This window comes from Sphingobium sp. TomTYG46, assembly GCF_055396345.1.
Map to the genome: position 1 here is coordinate 1,730,000 of NZ_AP027324.1, position 15,606 is coordinate 1,745,605.

Annotated in this window: 10 protein-coding genes; 9 read left to right on the top strand and 1 reads right to left on the bottom strand. The window is 62.1% G+C overall.

What is annotated here, in order from left to right; genetic code table 11:
• The first annotated feature begins 207 nt into the window (after positions 1-207).
• The 4 genes from ACZ5YV_RS08820 to ACZ5YV_RS08835 are packed head-to-tail and all read left to right on the top strand — an operon-like array spanning position 208 to position 4,320.
• Positions 208-1,404, top strand: a complete 1,197-nt coding sequence (locus tag ACZ5YV_RS08820) for a hypothetical protein (RefSeq protein WP_464787296.1) — start codon at positions 208-210, stop codon at positions 1,402-1,404.
• 2 nt (positions 1,405-1,406) lie between these two features.
• A complete protein-coding gene (locus ACZ5YV_RS08825) occupies positions 1,407-1,886 on the top strand; it encodes a glycosyltransferase (protein WP_464787297.1) in 480 nt (159 codons plus the stop codon).
• The gene (locus tag ACZ5YV_RS08830; protein WP_464787298.1) at positions 1,883-3,184 is read left to right on the top strand and encodes a lipopolysaccharide biosynthesis protein; all 1,302 of its coding nucleotides are present in this window, start codon (positions 1,883-1,885) and stop codon (positions 3,182-3,184) included. The genes ACZ5YV_RS08825 and ACZ5YV_RS08830 overlap by 4 nt, the downstream gene beginning before the upstream one ends.
• A complete protein-coding gene (locus ACZ5YV_RS08835) occupies positions 3,160-4,320 on the top strand; it encodes a glycosyltransferase family 4 protein (RefSeq protein WP_464787299.1) in 1,161 nt (386 codons plus the stop codon). The genes ACZ5YV_RS08830 and ACZ5YV_RS08835 overlap by 25 nt, the downstream gene beginning before the upstream one ends.
• Here ACZ5YV_RS08835 and ACZ5YV_RS08840 read toward each other — a convergent pair.
• Positions 4,244-5,143: a glucosamine inositolphosphorylceramide transferase family protein gene (locus tag ACZ5YV_RS08840; protein ID WP_464787300.1), complete on the bottom strand. Its 900-nt coding sequence runs from the start codon at positions 5,141-5,143 to the stop codon at positions 4,244-4,246. The genes ACZ5YV_RS08835 and ACZ5YV_RS08840 overlap by 77 nt on opposite strands.
• 168 nt (positions 5,144-5,311) lie before the next feature.
• Between ACZ5YV_RS08840 and ACZ5YV_RS08845 the strand changes: the two genes are divergently transcribed.
• From ACZ5YV_RS08845 to rpoB, 5 genes are all read left to right on the top strand, one after another.
• The gene (locus tag ACZ5YV_RS08845) at positions 5,312-6,253 is read left to right on the top strand and encodes a LysR substrate-binding domain-containing protein (protein ID WP_464787301.1); all 942 of its coding nucleotides are present in this window, start codon (positions 5,312-5,314) and stop codon (positions 6,251-6,253) included.
• 456 nt (positions 6,254-6,709) lie between these two features.
• Complete coding sequence (locus tag ACZ5YV_RS08850) at positions 6,710-8,821, top strand: TonB-dependent receptor (protein ID WP_464787302.1); 2,112 nt, start codon at positions 6,710-6,712, stop codon at positions 8,819-8,821.
• A 94-nt stretch (positions 8,822-8,915) separates the two neighbouring features.
• Positions 8,916-10,031: a DUF47 family protein gene (locus ACZ5YV_RS08855; RefSeq protein WP_464787303.1), complete on the top strand. Its 1,116-nt coding sequence runs from the start codon at positions 8,916-8,918 to the stop codon at positions 10,029-10,031.
• A gap of 28 nt (positions 10,032-10,059) precedes the next feature.
• A complete protein-coding gene (locus ACZ5YV_RS08860; protein ID WP_449473903.1) occupies positions 10,060-11,061 on the top strand; it encodes an inorganic phosphate transporter in 1,002 nt (333 codons plus the stop codon).
• 344 nt (positions 11,062-11,405) lie between these two features.
• Positions 11,406-15,569: a DNA-directed RNA polymerase subunit beta gene (gene rpoB / locus ACZ5YV_RS08865; RefSeq protein WP_464787304.1), complete on the top strand. Its 4,164-nt coding sequence runs from the start codon at positions 11,406-11,408 to the stop codon at positions 15,567-15,569.
• Positions 15,570-15,606: the final 37 nt, after the last annotated feature.

Here is a 15,606-nt window from a genome sequence, read left to right on the forward strand (position 1 = left end):
CCCTATCTGTTCGCGCCTTTTGATCGAAACCCGAGACTAGGCCAGCACATGCCGACTTGCCAGGACAATGCCCCGGCCGCTCCTTCGGAACCGGGTCATGGCATCTTGTAAACATGCAGAAACCATCTAAGGGCTCAAATGCGAGGCAGGCCGCTCGGGATCGGCAATAAGGGAACTGCTATCTCGCATCTGCTTGGGAGCAGTGGTTTGCGCATAGGTTTCCTGTTCAATCATGATCAGATACACCAGATTGCCCACAGCCTTCCTGTCGCCATAGCGATGGCCAAAGGCGGTTTTCCTGGCGAAATCATCGTAGCCACGACCAACCCCCGTTTGTCAGCGGAAGTCCAGCGGCTAGCCGGGGAATGGCTGGGGACGTGCATCCAGCATGTCGAATTGAAGCTGGCGCCGCGCTCCATGCGCTTGTCCCGAATGTTCGGCCGCCTAGTTCCCGCCTCCAAACTCCTCGTCTATCGCGACAATCTCCCCTTCTTTCGCAGCCTCGACATGCTGATCGTGGCGGAAAAGACATCTCTTCTGCTGAAATCGCGGTACGGTCTCAAAGACCTTTTCATGGTGCACACCCGACATGGCGCCGGGGACCGCGCCATCGGGTTTGATAAGGCCAGCGCCGGTTTCGATCACGTCCTTTGTTCGGGCGAGAAAATTCGCCGACGCCTGATAACCGAGGCACAAGTCGACCCCGCCAGGATCAGCATCGTAGGCTATCCCAAATTCGACATGGTGCCTCAACAGGGCACAAGCCACCCCCTGAGCCGAGGCAGGCCGGTGGTCCTCTACAATCCCCACCCCTCCCCGCATCTGTCATCCTGGTATCTGCATGGGCGGGACATCCTCGACTATTTTCGCGAGAGGGACGACCGCGAACTCCTGTTCGCCCCGCACGTCATGCTCTTTGAACGGCCATTCGTAGTGACGATCGACCGTCTGAGCGTGAACCGGGCCGGGACGATCGGGAATCGCTATCTTCATGGTGACAACATCCATGTGGATCTGGGCAGCAAAGCCTCGACCGACATGAGCTATACGATGGCGGGAGACATTTATCTGGGCGATGCCAGCAGTCAGGTCTATGAATTTCTGTTGCGCCCCCGGCCCTGCATCTTCCTGAACAGCCACGGCATCGACTGGGAGGGCGATCCCAATTTCGCGCATTGGCGGGCGGGTGAGGTCATAACGCATCCATCCCAACTGCATGATGCCCTATCCCGCGCGGACCAGTTGCACACCAGCCGATATCGTGAGGTTCAGGAGCAGATGTTCAAGGACAGCTTCGATCTCGACGGCCGCCCGTCATCGCAGCGCGCGGCGGAGGTCATCGCGACGCTGGCAGATCGGCGCGGCGCGACCACGGGCAGTTCAAAGGCGACCCAGACGGCGTGACCATGATGCTCACCATTATTCTGCCCTTTTTCAACGAAGAAGGGTGGATTGGCCCGACCGTGGCAAGCCTCGCGGCCCAAAGCGATGACCGTTTCCGCGTCCTATTGGTCGACAATGGTTCGACCGATGGCGGCGCGGACGAAGCGGCTTCACACGCTGCTGCTCTGGAAGGTCGCTTCGAAATCCTGTCCTGTCCGACACCGGGCAAAATCCATGCGCTGCAGGCCGGACTTGCGCTTGTGGAAACGCCGCTGGTCACAACGTACGATGCCGATACCCACTATCCACCTGATTACGTCAACCGGATTATCACCTTGTTCGAGAGTGACGATCAGGCAGCGGCCATTATGGCGATTGATCTTTACGTGCCCCAATGGGGTATGAACTGGTATTTCTATAACTTCCTCGGGCGCAGGCTTGCCGCTCGCAACAGCTTAGGCATTGCTTTGCGGGGAAAACAATGGTGTTCAGCGGCTAAATGATGGCACCTGCGGGCATTACCAAACGCATCTTCAAAGGCATGGGCCTGGTCCTGGGCGGCAAGGCCGGTGCCGGGATCATCAGCCTTGTTTACCTGGTCATCGCGGCCCGGGCACTGGGGCCGCGCGACTATGGGCTGCTCGTCCTGGTCCATGGCTATGTCACGGCGGTCTGCGGCATCATAGAATTTCCAGCGTGGCAGGCCATCGTCCGCTATGGTGCGGAAGTCGGCGAGGAAAGCGCAATGCCCCGTCTGGCGCGACTGCTGCGCTTCGGAACCGTGACGGAGTTGACAGGAGGCGTCGCCGCAATCGTTGCGGCGATGGTGCTCGCGCCCTTTGTCGGGCCGCGCCTGGGGTGGCCGCCAGAAACCGTCGCCTTTGCCATTCCCTACAGCTTTGCCGTGTTGGGCTCCGTTCGCTCCGCCCCCGCGGGCTACCTCCAGTTGATCAACCGATTTGACCTGCTCGCCCTTCATAATCTGGTGCAGCCTGCGGTTCGCCTGATGGGCGCCAGCCTCGTCTTGTTGTTCGGCTGGGGCCTCAAAGGTTTCCTCGCGGCATGGCTCATCGCCGCGCTGGCGGAATTCGCGGTCCTTTGGGCGATGGGCATCTGGCAGGCCTATCGGCGGCTTGGCCGGGCCTTGTTTCAACCGGGACCGGGGAGCGCCCGCCTGGAAAATCCCGGCATATGGCGGTTCATGATCGCCAGCAATGCCGACATCACCTTGAATGAACTGACCGGACGGATCGCGCCTCTCATCATCGGCTGGTTCCTCGGCCCCGCCATGGCGGGCCTGTTCGCAATCGCTCAACGGGCAACCGTCATTATCGCGCAACCCGCACAAATCCTCGGCAACACGGCCTATGCCGAACTCGCCAGGATGATAGCGGCGGGCGAAGGCGGCCGATTGCTCCGCAGGACACTCACACGCGTAATCCTCATCGCTCTGGCGGCGGCGGCTCCGGTCGTGTTCATCGTGGCCTTGTTCCCCACCTCGATCATCACCCTGCTCGCCGGTCCCGCCTTTGCCGCAGCGGGCAGTGTCATGATCGTGCTCGTCGCCGCGCGCGCCATAGCGATCGTCGGCCCGCCATGCAGCTCCGCCCTCTCCGCAATGGGCTATCCCGCGCTCTCCATGAGCGCCAATCTCCTTGCCGGGCTGCTTTTTCTGCCCGTCCTCCCCTGGTTACTCCATCAATGGGGATTGATGGGCGCGGGCATCCAGGCCCTTGGGCAAGCATTGTTGGCCAGTGGCCTTCTCGCTGGCCTGACATGGCGCAGGAGCCTCGCGCATTGAGCGCGATGCGGATCGCCTATGTGATCAACTCGGTCGAGGGCGGCGGCGCCTCTCGACCGGTTCCGGCTATCACCCGCGTCCTGCGTGATCAGGGAGCCACGGTGCGGGTGTTCGCGCTAACGCCGCGCGACCGGCGCGGGGCGCCCGCGATGGTCGAAGCGGGCCTCGACCCGCTCATCCGGAATGGCGGAACGGGCGACCATCTTGCCGCGGCCTTGTGGTTGAAGCGGCAGTTGCAGGATTGGGGCGCGACCCACATCTGGACCTCTCTTTCACGCGCCACGATCCTTGGCCTCCTGCTCGGGCCATTGCTCGGCCTGCCCGTGATCAGCTGGCAACACGCCGCTTTCCTGAAGCCGTGGAACAGGCGGCTCATGCGACGGCTGCAAAGCCGGGCGCTCCTTTGGATCGGAGATTCGCGATCCGTCACCGCCCTGACCGCAGAGCGCCTGAACGTGCCTGAAAATCGCCTGATGTGCTGGCCGATTTTCGCGGCCGACCCAGCCCACCCCCATGCAACGGCCTGGTCCCCCGGCGAAACGCTCCGCATCGGCTCACTCGGGCGGCTTCATCCCGTAAAGGGCTATGATGTCCTGATTGCCGCCCTGGCCAAGTTGCAGTCGGAAGGTTTTTCAGCGCCCTGCCCCTTCGAAATTTCCATCGTAGGCGATGGCGCGGAGCGGGACAGGCTGGAAAGCCTTGCCGGACAGACCGGAATATCGAACCTGTCATTTTCCGGCTACACGGCCAGTCCGCAGACCTTCCTCTCGCACCTTCATCTTTACGTTCAGCCGTCCCGTTCCGAAGGTTTCTGCATCGCCGCGCATGAAGCGATGACCGCCGGGCTGCCGGTGATCGCTTCGGCGGTAGGGGAATTGCCCTGGTCCATCGAACAGGGGCAGACCGGCTTTACCGTGCCGCCCGCAAACCCGGACGCGCTGGCCGCCTCCTTGCGCGACATGCTGGGCGACCCAGCCAGGCTAAGCGCGATGGGCGAGCGGGCGCGCGGCGTTATGCTGGATCGTTATTCCTGGGAGAAGTTCGCGGCGACGGGAGCCCTCATCCTTGATCATATTCGCCAAGCTTCCGGCGAAGATCAAGGGCAAGGCCGCGCAGCGAAGTATCGACGCGTTTGACATCGAATAATGTAATGTCACCACAGGCGCTCAACGTGTGCATACCATCTTGATACGCGCCCGCTGATCCGGGAAGACCCAGCGCATCGCCAGCCTCCGCCTCAAACTCTGTCTCGTTCAAACGCGTGATCCAAAGGGGCCGGATGCCCCCACCATAGGTTGTGGTGCAATCCTGAACAGGCAGCATAATCCTGGCTCCGATCATCACAGGCGTGCCGCCAGGACGCGCCGACGCGCGATCAATCCGAACCGGATTGCCCGGATGGGGGGTCCAGGGTCCACATAGACTGTCCGCCCAGGCCACATGAAGGTGCGACTGCTTCGTCGCTCGGCTCGTTGCAGGCGAATAGAAAAGCCACCAACGCTGACCGTCGTGAAAAATGCTGGCGTCGACAGCCACGCAGTCGAGTTCGATGTCGCATTCCGCGCGCCAGTCGGTCAGCCCGCCTTTGTCCCGGTACAGGATCAGCCGCCCGGATCGGTGCGCTTCCGGAAGCATCCACACAGCACCCTCCGCGCTGAATATCTGCGGGTAGGAAAGGTGCCAGGGCTCCTTCAGGCAGGGATGGCGGGAAACCAGTCGCATCTTGTCATCGAAGACCCTCGCTTCGATCGTGCCATGTCGCGTTCTATAGTCGTAATGTTCCACAAACACGTGAAGATGACCGCCTTCGTCCCGCCATCCAAAAGGGTCTGCGATAAATTGAAAGTCGGGTTCCTCCGCCAACCAGGTGACAGGACTCTCGATGCGCCCTTTTGACAGGACAATGTCGATTGGCTCCGTCACCAATCCACATCTCCAGATATCCTTGCGGCGGGGCATATCGTCGCTATTCCCGCTTCTCGCTGGAATGCCAAGCATGATCTTATCGATTGAGGATTTTCACCCAAATCGCGATGGGCCTCACGTCTCCTCAGTTTGACATCGCCTGAACCGACGCCCGAAAATATCCCGCTTAACCCGGCGTCCCAATTGCACTATCACCGCCGCATGGCCACGCCTTCCCTGCGTCAACTCGACATTTTTGCGCAGATGGTGGCGGCGGGCAGCATGTCGTGCTGCGCCCGCGATCTGGGCGTCCCGGTCGAAGACATCGCGCGCGCAATCGCCTCTCTGGAAATGCGTCTTGGCTATCGTCTGTTCGAAGGTCCGCCTGATCAGCAACGGCTGACTGCGGCGGGGCGCAAGACCGCCGAGGCGATGACCCTGTTGTCGCAGGATCAGTCCGACAGCTGGGCGCCGGACGAAACGGCCCCCGCTTCCCCTCCGTCCGTCGCTCCAGAAGCCGCGCCTGCAGAGCCTTCCCCCGCACCAGCGCGGCAGGCGATCACCCTTGCCGCCCCCGCGCCCGTTTTCGGCCACTTCCAGGAAGCGCTCGCCGCGTTCGAGGCCGCGAATGAGGATATCGCGATCACGCTCGACCTCTCCATCCACCTCGCAGATGAGGCACGTGCGGCACTGGAGCAGGGCCGCGTCGATATCGCCTATTTCTACGCATTGGGGGAACAGTCGGGCTTCGCATCCCGCTATGGCTGGTCGGAACAGATCAACCTTTACGCCGGGGCGGATCATCCGCTCGCCCGGCGCGACATCGTCACGACCGACGATCTCCGGATCAGCCCCACGCTCGCCATGGAGCCGAATAACGGCCTGCGTCGCATCATCGATGAAGCGCTCGACCGGGAAGGCATCAACATGGGCGCGCCGGTGCTCGAAACCGACAATATGTTCGATATCATGACCATATTGCGCGAAGGCGCGGGCTGTTTCGCCGCCTTCGGCCCTCTCGCCCGAGACCTCGGCCGCATGAACGGCATCCGCCGCCTGCCCCTCGAACGCCCCCTCCCCTCCATCGAGGTCCGACGAGCCCTGCGCGCCCGCGCCGACGCAGACTCGCCAGTGAGCGCGCTCGCGGAATTTCTCTTCCTCTGATCTTTCATTCCGGGTGCGCGATCTATCTCGGTAGTTGGTCGCCAGGCCTGTCGTCGATCGTCGATCCCTAGCAGCCGACACCTTCCGCTGCCTCCAGTCACATATCCGTGATAGCTGATCCTTAGAGCCTGATCCTTAGAGCCTGATCCTGCTAGACTGATCGTCACCCCGGACTTGCTCCGGGGTCCCGCTCCTCTCCTGAAGCTGCCGAGGCAGCGAATTCCCAGCCGAGTCCCGGAGTGACGGAAAATCAGCCTTAATTCCGATGCCTCCGTGTAACACGATCACGCTGCAATCACCGGTAATTGCCCGCCCATCCAGGTCACTTACCTACGATTACGCCCGCTTGGCCGCTAACCCCTTCCCCGTCCTCGATAATCCGCCCCACCCCATTGATACGTTATAACATTTAAGATAGAGGCGCCTCACAAACCGTTTCAATTAAGGGTTTCCTTCATGAATTCCCCCCTGCCGCTCCTCCGCGCCAGCTGCGCCCTCACCGCAATCTGCCTCGCTTCTCCCAGCCTCGCCCAATCGCCATCAATCCAGCCCGGCACCTATCATGATGATCAGCCCAACATCGTCGTCACCGCCATCATCCCCCGCCGCCAGGGTGACATATTGTCCGGCACCTCGGTCCTCTCCGGTGCCGAGCTGACACGAGACCTGCGGACCACCATCGGCGAAACCCTCGCCCATCAACCCGGCGTCTCCGCCACCTCCTTCGGCCCCAACGCCTCACGCCCGATCCTGCGCGGCCTTCAGGGCGAACGGGTGCGCATCCTCACCGATGGCGTCGGCAGCTTCGACGTATCCAACACCTCGGTCGATCACGCCGTCGCAATCAATCCCCTGACCGCCGACCGCATCGAAGTGCTGCGCGGCCCCGCCGCCCTTCTTTACGGCTCCTCCGCAATCGGCGGGGTCGTCAATGTGATCGACAGCCGCATCCCCCGCCGCGTGCCCGACGAGCCCGTCCACATCGATGGCATCGCGACTTATGGCAGCGCCGCCAACGAACGCAGTGGCTCAGGCGAAATCGAAGCACCGCTGACGGACAAGATCGTCGTCCACTTCGACGGCAGCTATTCGAAGAGCGGCGATCTCGACACGGGCTCTTATATCCTCACCCCCGCCCTGCGCGCCCAGGCCGCAGCAAGCGGAGACCCCGCCATCACGCCCCTGGCCGATCTGCGCGGCAAGCTGCCCAACAGCGCCGCGCGCACCTGGGAAGTAGCGGGCGGGGCGGCGCTGGTGACCGACGGCGGCAACCTCGGTTTCTCGATCGCCCACACGGACAATCTCTACGGAGTCCCCGTCCGCTATTCGGTCGAACCGGGGTCGGAGGGCGAACAGGTTCACCTCCACATGAAGCAGGACCGCGCCGACATGCGCGCCGAACTGCCCGTCAACGGCGGCATCCTCGATTCCATCCGCCTCCGCGCGGGCTTTGCCGATTACCAGCATCAGGAGATCGAACCGTCCGGGGACGTTGGCACCACCTTCTATAACCAGTCGATCGAATCGCGGCTGGAACTGGTGCAGGCCAAGCGCGGCGGATGGGATGGGGCCGTGGGCGCCCAATTCTTCGCCCGCAATTTCCATGTCGAGGGTGAAGAGAAATTCCTGCCCCGCAACCGGACGGAGCAACTCGGCTTCTTCACGCTTCAATCCTTCGACTTTGGCAGCAGCCGGATCGAACTGGGCGGCCGCTATGAACATAATAAGGTGGGGGCGGACGCGGACGCGACCTTGTTCAATCCCGCCTATCAGCGCAGCTTCGACGCGTTTTCCGGGTCGATCGGCGCCAGCCAGGAAATCCGTCCCGGCTGGCGGGTCGGCCTGAACCTCGCCCGCACCGAACGCGCACCCTCGGCCGAAGAGCTGTTCGCGCGTGGCAATCACGCCGGGACGCAAGCATTCGAGCTTGGCAATCCGAACTTCGACCTGGAAAAAAGCTGGGGCGTAGAAGCCACGCTGCGCGGTGAAGGCCCCGGCTACACAATGTCGCTGTCGGCCTATCACAATTGGTTCAACGGCTACATCTACGATGCGCTGGTCGATGACAGCGCCTGCATGGCGGTGAATGGCGGAAAGCCGCTGGATTTCCCCTGCTTCCAATATAATCAGGCTGATGCGCGCTATCTCGGCTTTGAAGCGGAGGCATCGGTAAAGCTCGGGGAAGTCGGCGGATACAAGGTCAATCTGGATGGCCTCGCCGACTATGTCCGCGCAACCATCACCGGCTCAGGCCCTGCGCCACGCATCCCCCCGCTCCGCCTGCTCGGAGGGATCGAATTGCAGGGCGACCGCCTGAGCTTCCGTGGCGAGGTCGAACATAGCTTTGCGCAGGACAGGATCGCCTCGACCGAAACCCGCACCGACGGCTTCACGCTCGTCAACGCATCGCTGTCCTTCAAGCCGCTGAAAGGGAATGACCGGACCACCATCAGCCTGTCGGCGAACAATATATTCGATGTCGAGGCGCGGCGACACGCCAGCTTTCTCAAGGATTATGCACCGCTTGCCGGACGGGATATCCGCCTGACGGCTCGACTATCCATCTGACCAACCTAGTTCATTGCGCAATGTGACGGTTTGGTTACAAGGCGCGTATGGATGAGGGGCGTTTTATGGCTAAGATTGAGGGGGCGGACTGGTAATGCGCCAGATCGCCGCCCTTCCCTATGCCGCCGACCCTGATGGATCGATGCGCATCCTGCTGATCACCTCACGCGAAACCCGCCGTTGGGTGATCCCGAAGGGCAACCGCATCAAGGGGATGGCAGGCCACCGCGCCGCCGAACTCGAAGCCTATGAGGAAGCGGGCATTCACGGCATCGCCTGCCCCGCTCCTTTGGGCCGCTACCGATATGACAAGCGCCGACGCAAGGGCGACACACGCGAAGCCACGGTTGAAGTTTTCCCCCTTGCAGTGACCGGCCAGTTGTCGCAATGGCCCGAGCAGGGGCAGAGGGAGCTGCGCTGGTTTCCGGTCGCAGAGGCCGCGAAAGCGGTCGAGGAACCCGATCTTCAAACGATTATCGCGGCCTTTCGCGAACCGCCGCGCGATCCGGGCTGGTTCATCCGAACGCTGCTGCGGATCAAGGAATGGCAAAGCGAAAGGACTGGAATGCTGCGGTGGTTTCACGCGCTGATGCCCAAACAGGGGCGCTTCTTCGAACAGTTTGAGGATCATGCGGTGACGCTCGTCGCCGGGGCCGATGCGCTCGCCAAGCTGCTGAAGGGCGGCCCAGACATGGACGCGCATATCGAAGAAATCTCCGCGCGCGAACACGAAGCGGACGACATCATCCGCGAAGTGCTGCAGGATGTCCGCCGCATTTTCGTGACACCCTTCGACCGCAGCGCAATCACCGGCCTGATCGGCGTGATGGACGACGCGATCGACCAGATGAACCAGACCGCCAAGGCAATCGCCCTGTTTGAGGTCAAGGAGTTCGCGCCTCAGATGCAGGATATGAGCGCTCTTATCGTGGAGTGCGCCCGCATCACAGCCGAAGCCATGCCGCTGCTGCGTTCGCTAAACCTCAATTCGGTGCGGCTGCATGATCTGACCGAGCGGCTGGTTAAGCTGGAGGGGCATGCCGATATATTGCATGAGGCGGGCCTTAAGGCGCTGTATAATCAGGCACGGCAAGGCAATCCCATGGACTTCGTCGTCGGGAACGAAATCTACGCCCATCTGGAGAAGGTGACCGACCGGTTCGAGGACGTCGCCAACGAAATCTCCGGGCTGGTCATCGACCACGCCTGATCCTTAGCTCCATTCGAGTCTCAATCTGATGGAAGCCCATCTCGCCTTTCCGCTGCTCGTCGCTCTGGTCGGCATTGCGCTCGCCTTCGACTTCCTGAACGGCCTGCATGATGCCGCCAATTCGATCGCGACCATCGTATCGACGCGCGTGTTGAAGCCGCAATATGCGGTGGCCTGGGCGGCCTTCTTCAACTTCATCGCTTTCCTCTTCTTCGGCCTGCATGTGGCCGAAACGGTGGGCAAGGGCATTGTCGATGCCAGCATCATTGACCCGCAAGTGATCTTCGGCGCGCTGATGGGCGCCATTGCCTGGAACCTCATCACTTGGGGCCTCGGCATCCCCTCCTCCAGCAGCCATGCGCTGATCGGCGGACTGCTGGGCGCGGGCACGGCCAAGGCAGGCCTCGGCGCTGTCGTATGGAGCGGCGTCTTCAAGACCAGCGCCGCCATCGTCATGTCCCCTGCCATCGGCCTCATCCTGGCGCTGCTGCTGGTCCTGATCATCAGCTGGATATTCCGCCGCTTCACGCCCCAGGGCGCGGATCGGGTCTTCCGCAAGCTCCAGCTCGTATCGGCGTCCCTTTACTCGCTCGGCCATGGTGGCAATGATGCTCAAAAGACGATGGGGATCATCGCGGTCCTGCTCTATTCGCAGGGCATGCTGACGGGCGGCTTCCACGTTCCTTTCTGGGTGGTGATTTCTTGCCAGGCGGCGATGGGCCTCGGCACTCTGCTCGGCGGCTGGAAGATCGTCCACACGATGGGGTCAAAGATTACGCGCCTTACTCCGGCTCAAGGCTTCTGCGCCGAAACGGGCGGAGCAATGACGCTATTCCTGGCGACGCATCTGGGCGTGCCCGTTTCCACCACGCACACCATCACTGGCGCGATTGTCGGCGTCGGCGCTTCCCGCCGCTTGTCGGCCGTCCGGTGGAACGTCGCCTCCAGCATCGTGATCGCCTGGGTGGTGACGCTGCCCGCCGCTGCCCTGATCGGCGCAGGCTTCTATGGCCTGACACGATTGTTCTGATCCTCCGAAGCGATCGATTCACGATCGTTATTGAGACAATGCACCCTTCACAAAGGCGCGCACGGTCACTATAAGGCGTTTTGAAAATCCGGTTCCTGCAAGCCTTCCAGCAAGCATGAACCGTCCCCTGGATCGCCCGGGGACCGGTTTCGAATAGCGCGCGAAACCGGCGGGATTGGGCGACATTTGGTGGGTCACAAGGTGCTGACAGTGCGGATCGGACAGTCCCGGCCCGCACTTTTTTGCGTGGCGGCAGAAGGGCGAATCACCCCTTTCGCCCGTCTCGTCAGGCTGAATTTCGCTGCGATGCGAAAAAATGCGACGAATTACAGGCAGGAAACGCAATGGCGACCAAAGCTCTCCCCACGATCAGCAATACCGGCGCGAAGAAGCGTATCAGAAAGGTATTCGGCGACATCCACGAAGTGGTGCAGATGCCGAACCTGATCGAAGTCCAGCGGGAGAGCTATGAGCAGTTCCTGCGTTCGGACCCGTCGATCGGCTATGTGTCGGGCCTCGAAAAGACCCTGCGCTCGGTCTTCCCGATCCGCGACTTCGCCGGCACCGCCGAAATGGACTTCGTGCATTACGAGCTGGAAGAGCCCAAATACGACGTCGAGGAATGCCGTCAGCGCGGCATCACCTATGCAGCGCCGATGCGCGTCACGCTGCGCCTGATCGTGTTCGAAGTCGACCAGGACACCGAAACCCGCTCCGTGCTCGATATCAAGGAGCAGGACGTCTACATGGGCGACATGCCGCTCATGACGGGCAACGGCACCTTCATCGTCAATGGCACCGAGCGCGTTATCGTGTCGCAGATGCACCGTTCGCCGGGCGTTCTGTTCGACCATGATCGTGGCAAGACCCACTCGTCGGGCAAATATCTCTTCGCCGCGCGCGTCATTCCCTATCGTGGTTCGTGGCTCGACTTCGAATTCGACGCCAAGGACATCGTCAACGTCCGTATCGACCGCAAGCGCAAGCTGCCGGTGACCGCGCTGCTCTATGCGCTCGGCCTGACCGCCGAAGACATGCTCGGCTTCTTCTACAACAAGGTCGTGTTCGTCCGTGGCGAAGGCGGCTGGCAGATTCCCTATCTCGCCGAAGCATGGCGCGGCCAGAAGCCCGCTTTCGACATCGTCGATGCCAAGTCGGGCGAAGTCGTGTTCGCCGCCGGTCACAAGATTTCGCCGCGCGCCGCCAACAAGGCGGAGAAGGACGGTCTTGAAACCCTGCTGATCCCGACCGAGGAAGTCTATGGCCGCTACAGCGCCTACGACCTCATCAACGAGAAGACCGGCGAGATCTACATCGAAGCCGGTGACGAAGTCAGTCCTGAAAACCTCGAAAAGCTGGACAAGGCGGGCATCGACCGTCTCGAACTGCTCGACATCGACCATGTCACCACCGGCCCCTGGATTCGCAACACGCTGAAGGCTGACAAGGCCGAAGAGCGCGACCAGGCCCTGTCCGACATCTACCGCGTCATGCGTCCCGGCGAACCGCCGACGAAGGAAACCGCCGAATCGCTGTTCGCCGGCCTCTTCTTCGATCCGGAGCGCTATGACCTCTCGGCCGTGGGCCGCGTGAAGCTCAACATGCGCCTCGACCTCGATGCTGAGGACACCGTCACCACCCTGCGCGTCGAGGACATCCTCGCCGTCGTCAAGGAACTGGTGAACCTGAAGGACGGCAAGGGCGAGATCGACGACATCGACAATCTCGGCAACCGCCGCGTCCGTTCGGTGGGCGAACTTCTGGAAAACCAGTATCGCGTCGGCCTGCTGCGCATGGAACGTGCGGTCAAGGAGCGCATGTCGTCCGTCGATGTCTCGACGGTCATGCCCAACGACCTCATCAACGCGAAGCCCGCCGTGGCTGCCGTGCGTGAGTTCTTCGGCTCCTCGCAGCTGTCGCAGTTCATGGACCAGACCAATCCGCTCTCGGAAGTCACCCACAAGCGCCGCGTGTCGGCGCTTGGGCCGGGCGGTCTGACGCGTGAACGCGCAGGCTTCGAAGTCCGCGACGTTCACCCGACCCATTATGGCCGTATCTGCCCGATTGAAACGCCGGAAGGCCCGAACATCGGTCTGATCAACTCGCTCGCCACCTTCAGCCGCGTGAACAAGTACGGCTTCATCGAGACGCCCTACCGCAAGGTGATCGACACCAAGGTGACCAATGAGGTCGTTTATCTGTCGGCAATGGAAGAAGCCAAGCACACGATCGCGCAGGCGAACGCTGAGCTGAACGCCGACGGCACGCTGGCCGAAGACCTGATCTCGGCGCGTGAAGCGGGCGAATTCCTGATGGCGCCCAAGGACCACATCACCCTGATGGACGTCAGCCCCAAGCAGCTGGTGTCGGTCGCGGCCTCGCTCATTCCGTTCCTGGAAAACGATGACGCCAACCGCGCGCTCATGGGATCGAACATGCAGCGTCAGGCCGTGCCGCTGGTCAATGCCGAAGCGCCGTTCGTCGGCACCGGCATGGAAGGCACGGTTGCGCGCGATTCCGGCGCGGCCATTGCCGCCAAGCGTCCGGGCATTGTCGATCAGGTCGATGCGACCCGTATCGTCATCCGCGCCACCGGCGATATCGAACCCGGCCAGTCGGGCGTCGATATCTACACGCTGCAGAAGTTCCAGCGGTCGAACCAGGACACCTGCATCAACCAGCGTCCGCTGGTGAAGGTGGGCGACCTGATCGAAGGCGGCGACGTGATCGCCGACGGCCCGTCAACCGAGTTCGGCGAGCTGGCGCTGGGCCGGAACACGCTCGTCGCGTTCATGCCTTGGAACGGCTACAACTACGAAGACTCCATCCTGATCTCCGAGCGGATCGTGAAGGATGACGTCTTCACCTCGATCCATATCGAGGAGTTCGAGGTCATGGCCCGCGACACCAAGCTTGGGCCGGAAGACATCACCCGCGACATTCCGAACGTCGGTGAAGAAGCCCTGCGCAACCTCGACGAGGCGGGCATCGTGTACATCGGCGCCGAAGTGGAGCCGGGCGATATCCTGGTCGGCAAGATCACCCCCAAGGGTGAATCGCCGATGACCCCGGAAGAAAAGCTGCTCCGCGCGATCTTCGGTGAAAAGGCAAGTGACGTGCGCGACACCTCGCTGCGTCTGCCGCCGGGCGTTGCTGGAACGGTCGTCGAAGTCCGCGTCTTCAACCGCCACGGCATCGACAAGGACGAGCGCGCCATGGCGATCGAGCGGGAGGAAATCGACCGTCTCGCCAAGGACCGCGAGGACGAACGCGCCATTCTCAACCGCGCGACCTTCAACCGCCTCCAGGAAATGCTGCTCGGCCAGACCGCTGCCGCTGCTCCGAAGGGCATCAAGAAGGGCGTCGAGATCGACGAGGCCCTGCTGGCCGAAGTCGAGCGTCATGAGTGGTGGAAATTCGCCGTTGCGGACGACACCCGTCAGGCAGGCATCGAGGCCGTCAAGGCGCAGTATGATGAAGCGGTGAAGCTGATCGTCGAAAAGTTCGAAGATCGCGTCGACAAGCTGCAGCGCGGTGACGAGCTGCCCCCGGGCGTGCTGAAGATGGTCAAGGTCTTCGTCGCGGTGAAGCGCAAGCTGCAGCCGGGCGACAAGATGGCCGGCCGTCACGGTAACAAGGGTGTCATCTCGCGCATCCTGCCGATCGAGGACATGCCGTTCCTTGAAGATGGCACCCATGTCGATATCGTGCTGAATCCGCTGGGCGTTCCGTCGCGTATGAACGTCGGTCAGATCTTCGAAACGCATCTGGGCTGGGCTGCCCGTGGCCTGGGCCAGCAGCTCAAGCACGCGCTGGAAGACTGGCGTGAAGCCAATCCGAACCCGCAGCCGGGCGCCATGCCCGACGCGGTCAAGGAGCGGCTGCTTGCATCCTACGGCCCGCAATATGCCGATCAGATCGAAGGCCGCACGGCCGAGCAGATCATCGACCTGGCCGAGCATCTGCAGCGCGGCATTCCGATGGCGACCCCGGTATTCGACGGTGCCCGCGAAGCCGACGTGTCGGCGATGCTGGAGCTGGCGGGCCTGCACTCCTCGGGTCAGTCGGACCTGTTCGACGGCCGCACGGGTGATCGTTTCGACCGTAAGGTGACTGTCGGCATCATCTACATGCTGAAACTGCACCACTTGGTCGATGACAAGATCCACGCACGTTCCATCGGCCCCTACAGCCTCGTCACCCAGCAGCCGTTGGGCGGTAAGGCGCAGTTCGGCGGCCAGCGCTTCGGTGAAATGGAGGTGTGGGCGCTCCAGGCCTACGGCGCCGCCTACACTCTGCAGGAAATGCTGACGGTGAAGTCGGACGACGTGGTCGGCCGTACCAAGGTCTACGAAGCGATCGTCAAGGGCGACGACACGTTCGAGGCCGGGATCCCCGAAAGCTTCAACGTGCTGGTCAAGGAAATGCGCTCGCTGGGCCTCAACGTCGAACTCGCCGCGATGGACGAGGTCGAGGACGACGACGGCTTCGCGCAGGCGGCGGAATAAAGGGATTATTGAGCGTTGCCCTCCGAAGGCAACGCTC